Below are 15,393 nucleotides of genomic sequence, written 5' to 3'. Positions count from 1 at the left end.
CTCACCGTGCCCCGGCCGCGCCCTTGCCGGTGTTGAACAGTTGGAACTCGCGGATGTGCACCGGATCGGAACTGGACAGGATGTTCAGGCGTACGCGCGAGGCGGTGACCGGGGCGAAACGATCGATCTTCATCCGCCCGATCGCCTGTGCCTGCGCCAGACGCACCCACCGGCCGTCCTGCCACGCCTCTACCGCGTATTTCTGCACGCGCTGGCCGGCATTGATCCATTCCATGCTCAGGGCGCTGTCGAAGGTCACCGGCTGCCTGAAGTTCAGTTCCAGGGTCGCATGGTGCGATCCGTCCGGCGCGCTCCAGAAGGTGTCGCGGTCGCCGTCGGCCGCCGCGGCGCCGGTCCCCGCGCTTTTCAGGTTGCCCGGCACGAGATTGCTGGCCGGCCCGTACAGCGCCTGGATCGCGTCGCCCAGCTCGCGCAGCCGCTGCACGTCGGCTTCCGGCAGCAGGCCGCGGGTGTCCGGCGCGATGCCCAGCACCAGCTGTCCGCCCAGGCCCACGCTCTTCTCCCAGATCTCCACCAGCTCGTCCAGGCTCTTGAGGGTCTGGTCGCTGTCGGGATGCCAGAACCATTGCTGGCGATGCAGCGGCGTATCCACCTCCACCGGCCGCCAGCGCAGGTAGCCGTGGCGATCGATCACGTTCCAGTTCTCGCCCGCGATGAAGCCGTCCTCGTTGCCGACCCAGCGGATGTCGCCGTACTCGAACAGCGCCGTATCGGCGAACACCATCGCGTTCGGCTGGTAGGTGCGCAGCTCCTCGATGTATCTGTCGAAGTCGTAGACGTGGCCGGCGCTGCCGGCGCCGTCCAGCCACAGTTCGGTGATCGGCCCGTAGTGAAGCGCCAGTTCCACCAACTGCGCGGCATAGAACTTGTCGTAGGCCTTGGAATCGGCGTACTTGGGTTCGTGCCGGTCCCAGGGCGACAGGTAGATGCCGAAGCCCATGCCTTCCTTGCGAACCGCTTCGCTGGTCATCCTGACCAGGTCGCCCTTGCCTCCCAGCCAGGGACTGTTCTTGACCGAATACTCGCTCTGCCCGGTCGGCCACAGGGCGAAGCCATCATGATGCTTGGCGACCAGGATCAGGTACTTCGCGCCGGCTGCCTTGGCGGCGCGCGCCCATTGCCCGGGGTCGACCTGATCCGGGTCGAACACCGACGGGCTGGCGGTGCCGTCGCCCCATTCCTGGTCCAGCCAGGTGTTGGGATTGAAGTGGACGATCACGCCGAACTCCAGGTCCTGCCAGGCCACTTGTTGCGGCGACGGCCGCACATCGGAGAAGTTCTGCGCGGCGGCTACCGGCAGGGCCAGGAGGAGCAGGCCGAGCGCAGCCAATCGGCGGATATGGGAGGGGACGAGTTGGGACATCGGGGGAATACCTTGTAGGCCATGGCGCGGCCGTTGGCCGCGCGGATAGGGAACTGTGGAAAGGAGGGCGCGGTCCGGCACGCGTGCCGCCGCCATGGAGGTGGGCGGATATCTGTCCTCAGTCATCTGCAGGTTCGCTCCACAGCGGCTCCGGCGCGCCGCGGACGCTGGCGGCGGCGACGCTGTCCAGGTCGAACACCACCACATGGTTGTCGCCGCGCCGCTGCCACGGTGCCGGGAAATACAGCCCGCGCTGCGGGCCGATGTTCCAGTGGCGGCCGAGGTTGCGGCCGTTGGCCCAGGCGAACCCCTTGCCGAACGCATCCATGTCCAGCCAGGTGTCGGCCGGGGCGGCGATGCGCAAGCTGCCGCGGTGGAACGCCGGGCCTTCCACCTTGGCGGTGGTCCAGCCTTGCAGCGTGTCGGGCGAACGCATCGGCAGTGGGAACGCCTGCCAGCCCAGCAGCCGTTCGCCGTCCAGCAGCACCGGGTCGACCAGCCCGGCGCGGCCGTCGGCCATGCGTGGACCGTAGTTGATGCGTCCGCTGTTCTCCACCAGCACGTCGAGTGTGTGTTCTCCGGCCGGCACGTCCAGTTCCACCGACACCTGCTGCAATCGGCGCTCGGCGCTACCGGCCAGCCGGCGGTCGAGGTAGACGCGCGCGTAATCGCGCACTTCGCCCAGGTACAACTCGCCTTTGCGCGGCCCCGTCACGGTGGTGCGGTAGAGGATGTAGCCGTAGTCCTGGCCATAGGCCTCCATCGGCAACGGGGTTTCGCTGGCGACCGGCTCGGGCAGGTTGTCCCACAGCGAGGCCGATTCGCGCAGCGCGACCTGCGGCAACGCGGCGAAGCGCATCGGCGCCGGCAACGGCGGCGGCTGTACTCCGGTCGCACGTGCGATGGCGTCGCGGAACGGTGCGAACTTCGGCGTCGGCCGCCCGGCCTCGTCCAACGCCGCGTCGTAATCGTAGCTGGTGGTCTGCGGCGCGTAGTGGTCGCCGGGATTGTTCTGGAAGTTGGCGCCGTTCATGAAGCCGAAGCTGGTGCCGCCGACGAACATGTACAGGTTCACTGAATGGCCCTGGCGCAGCATCCACTCCAGTTCCTCGGCCTGCTGTTTGGCGTCGGTATTGGCATGCGGCTTGCCCCAATGGTCGAACCAGCCGGCCCAGTATTCGCCGACCATGCGCGGCCGACCCGGCTGGAACTTCTCCAGTTTCTCGAATGCGCTCTTGGCTTCGCCGGGGGCGAAGTTCACCACGGCCAGCGTGTCGGGCAGGGTGCCGTTCGCGAGCATGTCGGCGCCATCGGAAGTGAACAGCAGGGCCTTGTCGAAACCAGCCTGCACGAACAGCTCGCGGTTGGCCTGCATATAGGCGTGGTCGTCGTCGTAAGAGCCGTACTCGTTCTCGACCTGTACCGCAATGATCGGACCGCCGTTGCCGTTGAGCAGCGGGCGCACCTGGTCGGCGACGGCCTTCAGGTAGGCAGCGCTGGCGGCGAGGAAGCGAGGGTCGCGGCTGCGCACGCGCATGCCCGGTTCGGCGAACAGCCAAGCCGGATAGCCGCCGGCCTCCCATTCGGCGCAGACGTAGGGGCCGGGGCGCAGGATCACGTTCAGTCCCTGCGCGGCCGCCTCGCGCACGAAGGCGGCGACGTCGTTGTCGCCGCGGAAGTCGAACTCGCCGCGCCGCGGCTCCACCAGGTTCCAGAAGACGTAGGTCTCCACCGTGTTCAGTCCGAGCGCACGCGCCTTCTGCATGCGGTCCTTCCAGTACGCACGCGGAATGCGCTGGAAATGGATCGCGCCGGAGACGATCTGGTAGGGCTCGCCATCGCGGGTGAAGCCAGTGGCTTCGGTAGCGAAGCTCGGCCAAGTGTTTTCGGCGGCGGCGCCCGTGACAGGAAGCGTCAATGCAAATGCCAGGGCGAGGGAGGCGAAGAAGATCTTGTGCACCATGGAAATCTCGCGAGTGTGTTGCGCCAGGGGAATGGGTGAGCCTTTTCGAGTTACGGCCTTCAAGCGAACGACGGTGGCCGGTCCTCCAAACGGCTGCCGAAATCCTGATTGGGCTCCGGTCCCATCACGAACTCCAGGGTGCCGCCCGCGGCCAGGTCGGCGTGGCGCAGCCAACTGCGCGTATATGGCTTGCCGTTCCAGTGCACGCGTTGCACGTAGACGTTCTGCGCGCCGTTGCGGCTGGTGACGACGCGCAGCACGCGGCCGCCGCCGACATCCAGTTCGGCGCTGCGGAACAGCGGGCTACCGATCACATAATTGCCGCTGACCGGATCGACCGGGTAGAAGCCCAGCGCGCTGAGCACGTACCAGGCGCTCATCTGCCCGCAGTCCTCGTTGCCCGACAGGCCGTCACGGGCGTCGCGGTACTGTTCGCGCAGCAGCCGGCGCACCATGGCCTGCGTCTTCCACGGTTGCCCGGCGTAGGCGTAGAGGTAGGCGACGTGGTGGCTGGGCTCGTTGCCGTGCGCGTATTGGCCGACCATGCCGTCGATGTCCGGCGGGGCGCCGGCCGGCAGCTCGGAGCTCGTGCTGAACAATTCGTCGAGCTTGCGCACGAAGCCGTCGCGGCCGCCGAACAGTTCCATGTAACCGTACAGGTCGTGCTGGTTGAGGAAGGTGGCCTGCCAGGCGTTGGATTCGGTAAAGTCGTGCCAACGCTCCATGTGGCCGAGTGCGCGCGGGTCGAACGGTGTGGCCCAGCTGCCGTCCTCCAGTTTCGGCCGGATGAAGCCGCTGTCCTGGTTGAACAGGTTGCGATAGTTGCGCGAGCGGGCCAGGAGCGCGCGGTAGTCGTCCTCGGCGCCGGCCGCCCGCGCCAGATGCGCGCAGGCCCAGTCGTCGTAGGCGTATTCCAGGGTGCGGCTGGCCGCTTCGTCGACCTGATCGCTGGGGATGTAGCCGAGCCGGCGGTAGTACGACAGGCCGTGGAAATCGTCGTCCATCGCGCGCTTGCGGTACAACGGCCAGGCGGCGGCGTAGTCGATGCCATCGAAACCCTTGGCGTGCGCCTCGGCCAGCGCCACCGCCGAGTGGTAGCCGATCATGGTGCCGGTCTCCACGCCCTGCAGCGGCCAGATACCGACGCCGTCCGGGCATTCCGCCGCGCCGCGCACCAGGCCCTGCATCAGATCGGGAACGCGTTCGGGCTGCATCAGGGTCAGCAACGGGTGCAGCGCGCGGTAGGTGTCCCACAGCGAGTAGGTACTGTAGTTGCGGGAACCTTCCGGCAGCGTGTGCACCTGCAGGTCCATGCCGCGGTGGCGGCCGTCCACGTCGCTGAACAGCGTCGGCGCCAGCAGCGTGTGATACAGGCCGGTGTAGAAGATGCGCCGCTGCGCGTCGTCGTCGGCCTCGATGCGCACCCGCGCCAGTGCCTTCTCCCAGGCGGCGACCGCCTCGGCGTGCACGCGGACGAAATCGAAGTCCGGCAACTCGGCGTCGAGGTTCGCCAACGCGTTCTCGGCGCTGACCGCGGAGATGCCGACCTTGACCAGCAGCGGCGCAGCGTCGGCATCCGGCAAGTGCAGCGCTGCCTTCAGCTGGGTGCCGTCGACCTGGCGCGCATCTTCGGCCAGCGGCCGGTCATCGCTATACAACTGTACCTGCGCGAACGGACGCGACAGCCGCATCGCGAAGAAGATGTAGCGGCCCTTCGCCCACTGGTGGACGCGACGGCCGCCGATGACGGTGCGTTCGTCGACGATACGCAACTGCGCGTCGCTGACCCGCGTCGGAGTGGACGGGTTGTCCTGGAAGCCGTGGCACAGGTCCAGCAGCAGGTGGCCGGGCCGGCCCTTGGGGAAGTGATAGCGGTGCAGGCCGGCGCGCGCGGTGGCGGTCAGTTCGGCGTGGATGCCGGTGTCCTTCAGCAGCACCCGGTAGTAACCCGGGGAGGCGGCCTCGTCGGCGTGGTCGTAGCGCGAGCGGTAGCCGGTCGCCGGCGCGTCCGGCGAGCCGGGCTGCAGCCTGACCTCGCCGGTCCGCGGCACGAGCAGGAAGTCGAGCATGTCGCCGATGCCGGTGCCGGACAGGTGGGTATGCGAGAAGCCCATGATCGAGCCGTCGGACTCGTGGTAGCCACTGCACGCATCCCAGACCGCGTTGTAGGTGTCCGGGCTGAGTTGCACCATGCCGAACGGCAGCGTGGCGCCGGGAAAGGTGTGGCCGTGGCCGCCGGTGCCGATGAACACGTCGACGTGACGGGTCAGGTCGGCCTTGGCGCGTGCATCGGCCGGCATCGCGTAGCGGCCCGCGCGTGCGAACGCGAGGCCTGACAGGCCGCTGCCGCCGAACAGGGCCAGGGCAATGGCGCTTTGCAGGAATCCGCGTCGAGTTGCCATTGGGTGTGTCCTCGGTGGATGCGTGTTCCGGTGACCTGTAGAGCCGAGCTTGCTCGGCTGCTTCGCCGGGAAGGCCAGCGGAGCAAGCTCCGCTCTACAGGTGTCGCGTCAGCCACGCAGCAGGTGCGGTTTGCGCTGCGCCAGATCGACGATCAGTTCGCCGAATTGGGTGTTTGCCCACGCGAACCAGTCGCGGGGTGAACTTCGCCGGGTCGTCCTGATCGAAGGCCTCGTGCATGAAGCCGGTATCGGCATGGGTGGTCTTGAGCCAGTGCAGGCACTGGCGGATCTGCGTATCGTCGTCGCTGGCCAGTGCGTACTGGATGATCGCCATCGGCCAGATCGTGCGCAGGCCGGTGTGCGGGCTGCCGACGCCCTCGGCGGCGCGGCCTTGGCAGAAGTAGGGATTGCGCTCGCTCCAGGCCAGCCGGCGGGTCCGCCGGAATACCGGGTCGTCGCGCTCGCAGCAACCCAGGTAGGCCAGGCTCAGCAGGCCGGGCGCGTTGGCGTCGTCGATAAACAATTGATTGCCGTATCCGTCCACTTCGTAGGCCCAGAACGGTTGGCCATCGGCGTCGCGCATCAAGCCGTGCTGGTGCGTTGCCTTTTCCACCTCGTCGGCGAGCGCGCTGCAGTCGGCGGCGAACTCCGTATCGTGGTGGATCGTCTCGCTCATCGTCGCCAGCTGGCGCAACGAGGCCACCGCGAACAGGTTGGCCGGCACGAACAGCGGATACACGCAGGCGTCGTCGGACGGCCGGAACATCGAATGGATCATGCCGTTGGGCCGGGTCGGCCGGCCGTAGCCTTGCAGCACCAGGGTCTCGGTGGCGAAAGGCGAGGGACGCTGGAACGTGTACGGGCCGCGGTCGTGCAGGCGCTGCTGCTCGCGAAAGGTGCGCAACACGAGACGCATCGCCTCGCGCCAGTCGTCATCGAACGGCGCGGTGTCACCAGTTGCACGCCAGTATTCGTGCGCCAACCGGATCGGATAGCACAGTGAATCGATTTCCCATTTGCGTTCTCCCACGCCGGGCTTCATCTCGGTGATGTCGTTGACCGACCACTCCAGGCGCTGGGTCACGCCGTCGGGCAGGAAGGCGTTGGCATAGGGGTCGAGCCGGATGCACAGCGACTGGCGCCGGATCAGGCCGTGCAGCATCCGCCGCAGTGCCGCGTCCCGCTTCGCCAGCGGGAGATAGGGATGCACCTGCGCGGAGGAGTCACGCAGCCACATCGCGTCGATGTCGCCGGTGACGATGAAGGTGTCCGGCTTGCCGTCGCGGGTGCCGGTCTGCACGGTGGTGTCCAGCGTGTTCGGATAGCAGTTCTCGAACAGCCAGGCCAGTTCGGGATCGCCGATCCGTGCCTTGATCTGCGCCAGCTGGCGCTCCACCGCGGCGCTGACGAAGCGGCGTTCGCCCTTCGGCGGTCGCTTGCTGGCGAAGGCGCCTCCCTTCGCGGCCGACGTAGCGGCAAAGGCGGGCAGCGCACAGCCGAGCAGGCCGGCGCCGGCGCCGGCGCCGAGGAGCTGGAGGATGTCGCGGCGGGTGGGCATGTCGGGATCTCCTGATCTTTTGTGTTGCTGTGTGTTTCCGCCTTGTAGAGCCGAGCTTGCTCGGCTGGGGCATTCCCGGCAATGCAGCCGAGCAAGCTCGGCTCTACGGTTGGACGAGAACGCGGTTCACTTGGGCAGCGGCATCCGGCCCTGGATCGAGAACGCCGCCTCGGCGCCCGGCGCGCCGGTGCCGGGTTGGCCGCCGCCGACGAATACGCGGTAGTCGCCGGCCTCGACCGCGCGCTGGCCGGCGCGGTCGACGTCGCTGAGCTCGCGCGCGCCCAGTTCGAATTCCACCTCGCGCGATTCGCCGGGTTGCAGCGTCAGCCGCTGGAATCCGACCAGGCTGCGGATCGGCGACTGCGGTCGTTGCGGATACTCCAGATAGACCTGCACCACCTCGTCGCCGCTGCGTTCGCCGCTGTTCCGCACCCGCACGCTCACGCGCAGCGGCTCGCCGGCCTTCAGCGCCTGCGCCGACAGTCGCGGCGCGTCGTAGGCGAAGGTGGTGTAGCCCAGGCCGTGGCCGAACGGGTACAGCGGCGTGCCGGTGAAGTAGCGGTAGGTGCGGCCCTTCATGTCGTAGCTGACGTAGGGCGGCAGATCCCTGGTCGAGCGGTAGAAGGTCACCGGCAGGCGGCCGCCGGGACTGAAATCGCCGGCCAGCGCCTGCGCGATGGCGGTGCCGCCGGACTGGCCGGGGTACCACGCGGCGAGGATCGCGTCGGCGTGTTGCTGCGCCCAGTTCAGCGCCACCGCGCTGCCGCTCATCAGCACCGCGATCAGCGGCTTGCCGTCGGCCTTGGCGCGCTCGAGCAGTGCCTGCTGCATCGCCGGAAGACCGATGGCGTTGCGGTCGCCGCCGTCGAAACCGAGCACGTCGACCTTCAGCTCCTCGCCCTCCACGTCCGGCGACAGGCCGACAAAGGCGACCACTGCATCGGCCTGCGCCACGGCACGCGCAGCCTCGGCCAGTTGCGCGTCCGCCGGCGCCAGCCATTCCAGGCGCAGGCCCTGATCCTGGCCATGGTGCTCGATCTCCAGGCGGATACGCCGGGGCCGCGCGTCCTCGAAATGGAGCTGCGCTTCGACGTTGCGGCCGTCGGCGTTGTGCACGCCGGCGGCGATGCGCTTGTCTTCGGCGTTGCCGGCGATCACCAGTTCGTCGTCCACGTACAGGCGCACCGGGTCGTGGCCGGTACAGTCGAAGCAGCGCGCCACGCGCACCGCCAAGGTGTAGTCGCCTGGACCGGGCGGCAGCAGTTCGCCGGTCCAGCGCACCGAGTAGCGGTCCTGGTCCACGCCGGGAGCCGGCGCCACCTGGTCCCAGTTGAAGCTGACCACGCGATCCTGGCGCACCACGCGCGGGGCGCCGGCCAGGTCCGGATTGTCGAAGTACTCGCCCTTCAGGCCCGCTTGTCCGCCGTGGCGCAGCGCGGTTTCGGGGATCATCACCGGCACTCCCGCTGCCAGCGGCGCGCCCTGCGCATAGTGCACGTGCCCGGCGCCGAAGCGCTGCCGCAGGCCCAGCAAAGGCGTTACCGGATCGACCGAGGTGCCCTGGTAGTTGGCCTCCAGCGCAGCGAGGGCGTCGGCATTCGGGCCGATCACCGCCAGCCGCGTGTCCGGTTCCAGCGGCAATGTCGCGCCCTGGTTCTTCAGCAGCACCAGAGACTGCCGCGCCGCCTCCAGCGCCAGCGCGTCGCTGGCCGGCGTGCCGATGTCGTCCGCGCCCAACCGTGCGTACGGATCCCGTCGCGGCGGCTCCAGATGGGGCTGCTTCAGTTCGCCCAGGCGGTAGCGCGCGGCGAACAGGCGCACCAGCGACCGGTCCAGCCGCGCTTCGTCGGTCTCGCCGCGATCCAGCGCCTGGCCCAGTGCGCGATAGGTGTTGCCGCAATTGAGGTCGTGCCCGGCATTCAGCGCGGCGGCGGCCGCGCCGGCCTCATCGGGACGGAAGTAATGGAAGTGGAGCATGTCGTAGAGCGCGTCGCAGTCGGACACCACGAAGCCCTTGAACCCCCAGTCGTCGCGCAGGCGGCCATCGAGCAGCCAGTCGGCGGCGCAGGCCGGCGTACCGTGCAGCGAGTTGTAGGCGCACATCACCGCGCCGGCGCCGCCTTCGACCAGCGCGGTGCGGAAAGCGGGCAGGTAGGTGGCCTCCAGGTCGCGCGGGGAAACGTCGACGTCGAAACCATGGCGACCGGGCTCCGGACCGCTGTGCACGGCCAGGTGCTTGGGCGTGGCGATCGTGCGCGGGTGCTGCGGGTCGTCGCCCTGCAGACCGCGGATGAAGCCGACCGCCAGTTGTCCGGTGAGGTAGGGGTCCTCGCCGTAGGTCTCCATGCCGCGGCCCCAGCGCGGGTCGCGAAAGATGTTGATGTTCGGCGACCAGATGGTCAGGCCTTCGTAACGTCCGTGGTCGCTGCCCGGGCCACCGGCCATGTTGAACTTGGCGCGCGCCTCGGTGGAGGTCACGGTGCCGACCTGTTCGAGCAGATCGGTGTTCCAGGTCGCCGCCAGCCCGATCGCCTGCGGAAATACGGTGGCATGACCGCTGCGGGCGATGCCGTGCAGGCCCTCGTTCCACCACTCGTAGGCCGGCACGCCCAGGCGGGGGATCGCCGGAGCGGCGTTCATCGTCTGCGCGATCTTCTCCTCGCGCGTCATCTTCGCCACCAGCGCGGCGGCGCGGTCCTCGGCCTCGTCGGCGCGGGCGGGAGCGGCGGTCAGAAGCGCCGCTCCCGCAAGGGCAAGCAGCGTCACTGACGCGAAGGTGCGGGAACGATGCCTTCGGATGCTGCGGGACGCCAAAGTGCCAGGGATCCACGCCGGTAGGTATGAAGGGGCGATCGCCATCATTGCGCCTCCTCGGGCTCAGCCGGTGCGCCGGCCAGCGTGCCGGCCAGTTCGCGCACTTGCAGCGCCGCGCGCAGCTGCTCCAACGTTGCCTGGCCGTGCACGCGCACGGTCAGCGGTTCGCCCGGCAGCAGGTGGAAGGCGTTGTCCGAGACACGCACGTCGAGATCGCCGAACGACAGCCAGACATCGCGCGCCAGCGTGTCGCTGGACAGGGTCAGCGCAAAACCGTCGCCGTCGGCTTGCCAGTCGCTGCGGACCTGCGCCGCGGGCAGCGCCAGGCGCTTGGCGGCATCGAAGAACACCAGCTGGCGCGACAGCACGCGCTCGCCGTCGAGCAGTTCGAACACCGCGAAGCTCCGCTTCGGATCGGCATCGCCGAGCAACTGCGCATCGCTGAACCGGCCGGCGCGGGTGCTGCTCAGCGGCGGCAGGGTGACTGCTTGCTCATGGCGGCCCTGTTCCTTCCCGTCGAAATCCAGCACCCGCAGCCGCCAGTGCGCGGCCAGCGGTTCGGTGCGGTCGGAGACCAGCGACAGCGTGGTCATCCCGTCCTTGCGCAGCGCGGCGGCCAACTCAGGTGCGTAGAAGCGGCGGGCGTGGTGGTTCAACGCTTTCCAGCGCCCGTAGTAGTCCACGCCGGACCACGATGCGCCCGGCCACACGTCGTTGAACTGCCAGTACAGCGAACCCATCGCCTGCGGTCGCGACGCACGCAGGTGCGAGGCGGCCAGGCCGATGCCCTCGGCCTGCATCAGCTGGCTCAGATAGACGAAGCTTTCGAAATCCTTCGGTTCGCCGAACTCGCGGCGGATGTAGAGGAGCAGGCGCTGGTTGCCGTTGCCGCTGTCGTACTTCTGGTGCGCGCGCATCACCGGCGATTCCGGATCCATGTCCTGCGGGCCGGCGAAGGCGCGGATGGTGCGCATGTCCGGGAAGGACTGCAGGCCGTACTCGGACAGGAAGCGGGTGTCGACGTCCAGGTACGCCTCGACCGGCTTGGAACCGCCCCAGACCTGCCAGTAGTGCATGTCGCCGTCGTCGCTCTGGTCCGCGGCGCCATCGAAATCGGTACCGGGCGAAGTCGCCCAATACGGCACGTCCGGATCGTAGAGGGCGACCACCTCGCGGAATACGCCGCCGAACAGCGTGGTCATGCCGCGCTCGATGCGGCTGCGTTCCTCGGGGTCGATCGATTGCTTGAACTTGACCCGGTCGCCCCAGTTCTGCCAACCGGTCTGCACCTCGTTGTTGCCGCACCACATCACGATGCTGGGATGGTCGCGCAGCCGCTTGACCTGTTCGATCGCCTCCTGCCGGGTGTTCTCGCGGAATTCCACGTCGTACGGCGGGATCGCGCCGCCGAACATGAAGTCCTGCCAGATCATGACGCCCAGTTCGTCGGCAAGCTCGTAGAAGCGGTCGTCCTGGTAGTGGCCGCCGCCCCACATGCGCAGCATGTTCATGTTGGCTTCGCGCGCGTCGAGCAGCGTGCGGCGCATGCGTGCCTCGTCGACGCGGGTGGGAAAGCTGTCCAGCGGGATCAGGTTGGCTCCCTTGGCGAAGATCGGGATGCCGTTGACCACGAATTCCATGCTCTTGCCCCACTGGTCCTTCTCGCGGCGCAGTTCGACGGTGCGCAAACCAGTGGTGCGCTGGACCGTATGCAGGTCGCCGTTGGCGTCGCGCAGCGTAGCGGCGAACGTGTAGCGGTCCTGGGCGCCATAGCCGAACGGGAACCAGCGCCTGGGATCGGCGATGCGCAGCGGCAGGTCGATGCGGTTGCGGCCGGGATCGACCACCGCATCGCGTTCGATCCGCGCCACCGTGGCGCCGTCCGGATCGCGCACTTCCAGCACGATCTGCACCGGCCCGCTGGCGCCGGCCTCCAGTTCGATCTGCGCCTCGAGCTGTGCCGCCCGCGCGTCCACCCGCTGCTGGGAGACATGCATGCCTTCCACGCGCACCGCGTCCCAGGCTTCCAGGCGCACGTGCTTCCAGATGCCGGCGGTGACGATACGCGGCCCCCAGTCCCAGCCAAAATGGTAGGGCGCCTTGCGGACATAAGTGGTAACGAGCCGCCCGTCCGGCTCGTCGCCGAAGGCCGAGTCGTAGCCGCCGGGCAGGGCATACGGCTGTTGCGCCAGCCACGGCTGGAGCTTCTTGATCGGCGAACGGAAGGTCACTTCGAGCACGTTCTCACCGCGCCTGAGCAGCGGCTTGGCATCCACTCGCCAGCGCCGGAACATGTTGTCCGCGTCCAGCAGCGGCTTGCCGTTGAGGCGGACCTCGGCAAACGTGTCCAGCCCGTCGAACAGCAGTTCGACGTGCCCGCGCGCCAACGTCGCCGCATCGACCTTGAAACGGCTGCGGTACTGCCAGTCGCTCAGGCCGACCCATTGGATGGCGCCTTCGTTGGCGCCTACGAATGGATCGGGCACCACCCCGGCGGCCATCAGGTCGGTCTGCACCGTGCCCGGCACTCGCGCCGGCAGCCACGCCGCCGCTTCCGGATGTTCCTTGGCCTGCGCCTGTCCCGGCACCAGCCGAACCTGCCAACCTTCGTCGAGATTCAGCGAGGTGGGCGGTGCGGCCCAAGCCGGCATTGACAAGGCCAGGCACAGCAGCGCGATCAGGTGCGGGATGCCGCGGGAACGAAAACGATGGAGTGGCAAGGACATGCGGGCTCCTAATGTGGGTCAGTACCGGACGGGTGGCGACTGCGCGGTGGCCTCGATCAGGCGGACGGCCCCGATCGCGTACAGCGGGCCTTCGATGGGTGCGGTGAAGCGCAGGCACAGGTCGTGCACGCCTTCTTGCGGCGGAAGCAGGGCTTCCAGGATGAACTGTTCGCCCAGGATGGCGCCGTCCGGCAGCGCCACCTTGGCCAGGAGCTCGCCGTCGCAACCGCGCAGCACTTCCAGTTCGCCCTGCGGTGTACTCGAAGGATACTGATGCACCTTGGACTGGTCGTGCGCCAGGCCATAGTTGCGCGCCAGTCGCGCGGCGTCGATGCGGATTCCCGCAATACCGTCCAGCCGCGCCTGCGGGTAGGTCCAGCAGGCGTAGAACAGGTCGACGTTGTAGACCGGCGTGTCCATGCCCGGCATGTCCGGCAGCAGCGGCACGCGCAGGCCCAGCGGGCCTCCGTCGTGGCAGTTGCGCAAGCCCTGGGTGTCGACTGTGAGCAGCGCCTCGCGGTCGAAGTGGCGGCTGCGCGCAGCCGCCAGCGGCTGTCCATCCTCGGTGAATACCGCGGCCTTGACCGTGACCGGCAGCGTCACCGCGAACGGCGCGCCGTAGCGCGAGGACTCCAGTGTCGGCTCGCTGCCGTCGATGGTGTAGCGGATCTGGCCGACGCCGGTCTGGTTGCCGAGTGCGATCCTGGCCGGGCCGCCGCTCAATACCGTGTTGGGGCCGCCGTCGATCCCGATGTCGGCGGCGAAGGCGCCGTCGCTGGAGCCGATCCCCAGCGCACGATAGCGCTGCAGCTGCGCCGGCAGGCGCGCGAGGAAGCCGTCCCAGTCGCGTGCGGCCATCGGCGACCAGGCCACTTCGGCCACCGCGGCCAGGCGCGGGAACAGTGCATGGTCGATGTGGCGGCGCGAGGGAATGTATTCGCTCCACAACGCGCCCTGCGCGCCCAGCACGTGCCGGGCCTGGTCGGCGGTCAGCTCCGCCGGTACCGGATCCAGCTCGTAGACCCGCGACAGCGGCAGCACCGCCAGGCGGCCGTTGGGCTCGTCGCTGCGCTCGGTCTGCAGGTTGTCGAGATACATCCAGCCGGCCGGGGCCAGCACCACGTCGTGGCCGAGCCTGGCGGCCGCCACGGCGCCGTCCACGCCGCGCCAGGACATCACCGAGGCGCTGTCCGGCAGGCCGCCTTCCAGGATCTCGTCCCAGCCGATCAGGCGCCGGCCCTTGCTTGTCAGGTACTTCGCGAGTTGCGCGTTGAACCAGCCCTGCATCGCATGCGCGTCCTTCACGCCGAGCTGCCGCATCTGCGCGCGGACCGCCGGCGACGCTTCCCACTGGTCCTTGACCGCCTCGTCGCCACCGATGTGGATGAAAGGGGAGGGGAACAGTTCCAGCACTTCGTCGAGCACGCCCTGGATGAACTTCAGGCTGCGTTCGTCGGTGTCGAACAGGTAGGGGTTGACGCCCCAGTCCACCGCCACCGGCGGGCGTTCGCTGGTCACGCCGATTTCTCCCGGATAGGCCGCCACCGCCGCCTGCGCGTGGCCGGGCATGTCGATCTCGGGCAGGATGGTGATGTGTCGCGCGGCGGCGTAGGCAACCAGTTCGCGGATCTGTTCCTGCGTGTAGTAGCCGCCGTAGCGCTGCGGCGTGCCGTGGCGGCCCGCACCCGGCGGCGTGCGCCAGGCGCCGATCTCGGTGAGCTTCGGGTAGCGCTTGATCTCGATGCGCCAGCCCTGGTCGTCGGTCAGGTGCAGGTGCAGCACGTTGAGCTTGTGTCGGGCCATCGCGTCGATCACATGCTTGACCGTGTCCACATCATGAAAGTGGCGAGCCACGTCCAGCAGCTGGCCGCGCCAGCCGAAGCGCGGCCAGTCGCGAATCGTCACCGCCGGTATCTCGACTACGTCAGTCTCGACAGCATCGCGGCCGGCATCGGCGCTCGTTAGTTGCCATGCGCTGACCGCGCCGTAGAACAGGCCGGCTGCGTCGCGTGCGCGGATGCGCAGCCCCTCCGCATCCGCGTCCAGCGCATAGCCCTCGGCCTGGGCCACGGGTGACTGGGGGTCCAACTGCAAGCGGATGCTCCCTGGTGACGGTGCGAGTTCCTCACGCACGGCCAGGGCCAAGCCACGCGTATCGCGCAGCAGCCGGGCCAGATGGTTGGCGGCGTCGCGCGCCGGAGCATCGTTCTGCGCAACCGAAACGACAGTCTCGGCGGTGATCCGGAAGCGGCCGTCGCCGCGTTCGGCCTCGACCGGCGCGGGAATCAGCGGCAGCACGTCGACGCGCTCGGTGGCCGACGGGGCTGTGCGCTCGGCGCAGCCCGGCAGCACCATGCCGGTGGTCAACAGCAGGGCGAATGCGCGTACCAGTGTGCCGGCGCGTGTCGAACGGGTGGGTGTCGTGATCATTCGGTCGCCTTTCTCATCGCGTGCCAGCATTCGGCCCCGGCGTGGCGGAGGAACGGAGCTGCTGCGCGGCAACGGCTATCGGGCGTCATGGGGAACCGCACTCCTCGTAGAAAAGC

6 protein-coding genes and 1 pseudogene are annotated in these 15,393 nt (G+C 68.5%); all 7 read right to left on the bottom strand.

Annotated elements, in window-relative coordinates; genetic code table 11:
* Position 1 precedes the first annotated feature (1 nt).
* On the bottom strand, positions 2-1,384 hold the full coding sequence (locus AB5T46_RS05520) for an alpha-L-fucosidase (RefSeq protein ID WP_370562856.1): 1,383 nt from the start codon (positions 1,382-1,384) through the stop codon (positions 2-4).
* 118 nt (positions 1,385-1,502) lie between these two features.
* Positions 1,503-3,347, bottom strand: a complete 1,845-nt coding sequence (locus AB5T46_RS05515) for a glycoside hydrolase family 35 protein (RefSeq protein ID WP_370562855.1) — start codon at positions 3,345-3,347, stop codon at positions 1,503-1,505.
* Between the two features lie 59 nt (positions 3,348-3,406).
* Entirely contained in the window at positions 3,407-5,749 is a 2,343-nt protein-coding gene (locus AB5T46_RS05510) for a GH92 family glycosyl hydrolase (protein ID WP_370562853.1), read from the bottom strand.
* A gap of 108 nt (positions 5,750-5,857) precedes the next feature.
* A pseudogene (locus AB5T46_RS05505) lies at positions 5,858-7,307 on the bottom strand (glycoside hydrolase family 125 protein).
* A 126-nt stretch (positions 7,308-7,433) separates the two neighbouring features.
* On the bottom strand, positions 7,434-10,166 hold the full coding sequence (locus AB5T46_RS05500; protein ID WP_370563104.1) for a glycoside hydrolase family 3 C-terminal domain-containing protein: 2,733 nt from the start codon (positions 10,164-10,166) through the stop codon (positions 7,434-7,436).
* Entirely contained in the window at positions 10,166-12,847 is a 2,682-nt protein-coding gene (locus AB5T46_RS05495; protein WP_370562852.1) for a beta-mannosidase, read from the bottom strand. Before AB5T46_RS05495 ends, AB5T46_RS05500 begins: the two co-directional genes overlap by 1 nt.
* A gap of 18 nt (positions 12,848-12,865) precedes the next feature.
* Positions 12,866-15,277 carry a beta-N-acetylhexosaminidase gene (locus AB5T46_RS05490; RefSeq protein ID WP_370562851.1) on the bottom strand — a complete coding sequence of 804 codons (2,412 nt, stop codon included), beginning with the start codon at positions 15,275-15,277 and terminating at the stop codon, positions 12,866-12,868.
* Between the last annotated feature and the right edge of the window lie 116 nt (positions 15,278-15,393).

This window comes from Luteimonas salinilitoris (assembly GCF_041300785.1).
In the GTDB taxonomy this organism is placed as follows: Bacteria; Pseudomonadota; Gammaproteobacteria; order Xanthomonadales; family Xanthomonadaceae; genus Luteimonas; species Luteimonas salinilitoris.
The sequence above is the reverse complement of the archived record's forward strand: the minus strand, read 5'-3'. Positions and strand labels throughout refer to the sequence as shown.

Bases quoted from the DNA above. Each gene is read 5' to 3' on its own strand.
- AB5T46_RS05510 (WP_370562853.1), bottom strand. From the start codon at position 5,749: ATGGCAACTCGACGCGGATTCCTGCAAAGCGCCATTGCCCTGGCCCTG.
- AB5T46_RS05490 (WP_370562851.1), bottom strand. From the start codon at position 15,277: ATGATCACGACACCCACCCGTTCGACACGCGCCGGCACACTGGTACGC.
- AB5T46_RS05520 (WP_370562856.1), bottom strand. From the start codon at position 1,384: ATGTCCCAACTCGTCCCCTCCCATATCCGCCGATTGGCTGCGCTCGGC.
- AB5T46_RS05500 (WP_370563104.1), bottom strand. From the start codon at position 10,166: ATGGCGATCGCCCCTTCATACCTACCGGCGTGGATCCCTGGCACTTTG.
- AB5T46_RS05515 (WP_370562855.1), bottom strand. From the start codon at position 3,347: ATGGTGCACAAGATCTTCTTCGCCTCCCTCGCCCTGGCATTTGCATTG.
- AB5T46_RS05495 (WP_370562852.1), bottom strand. From the start codon at position 12,847: ATGTCCTTGCCACTCCATCGTTTTCGTTCCCGCGGCATCCCGCACCTG.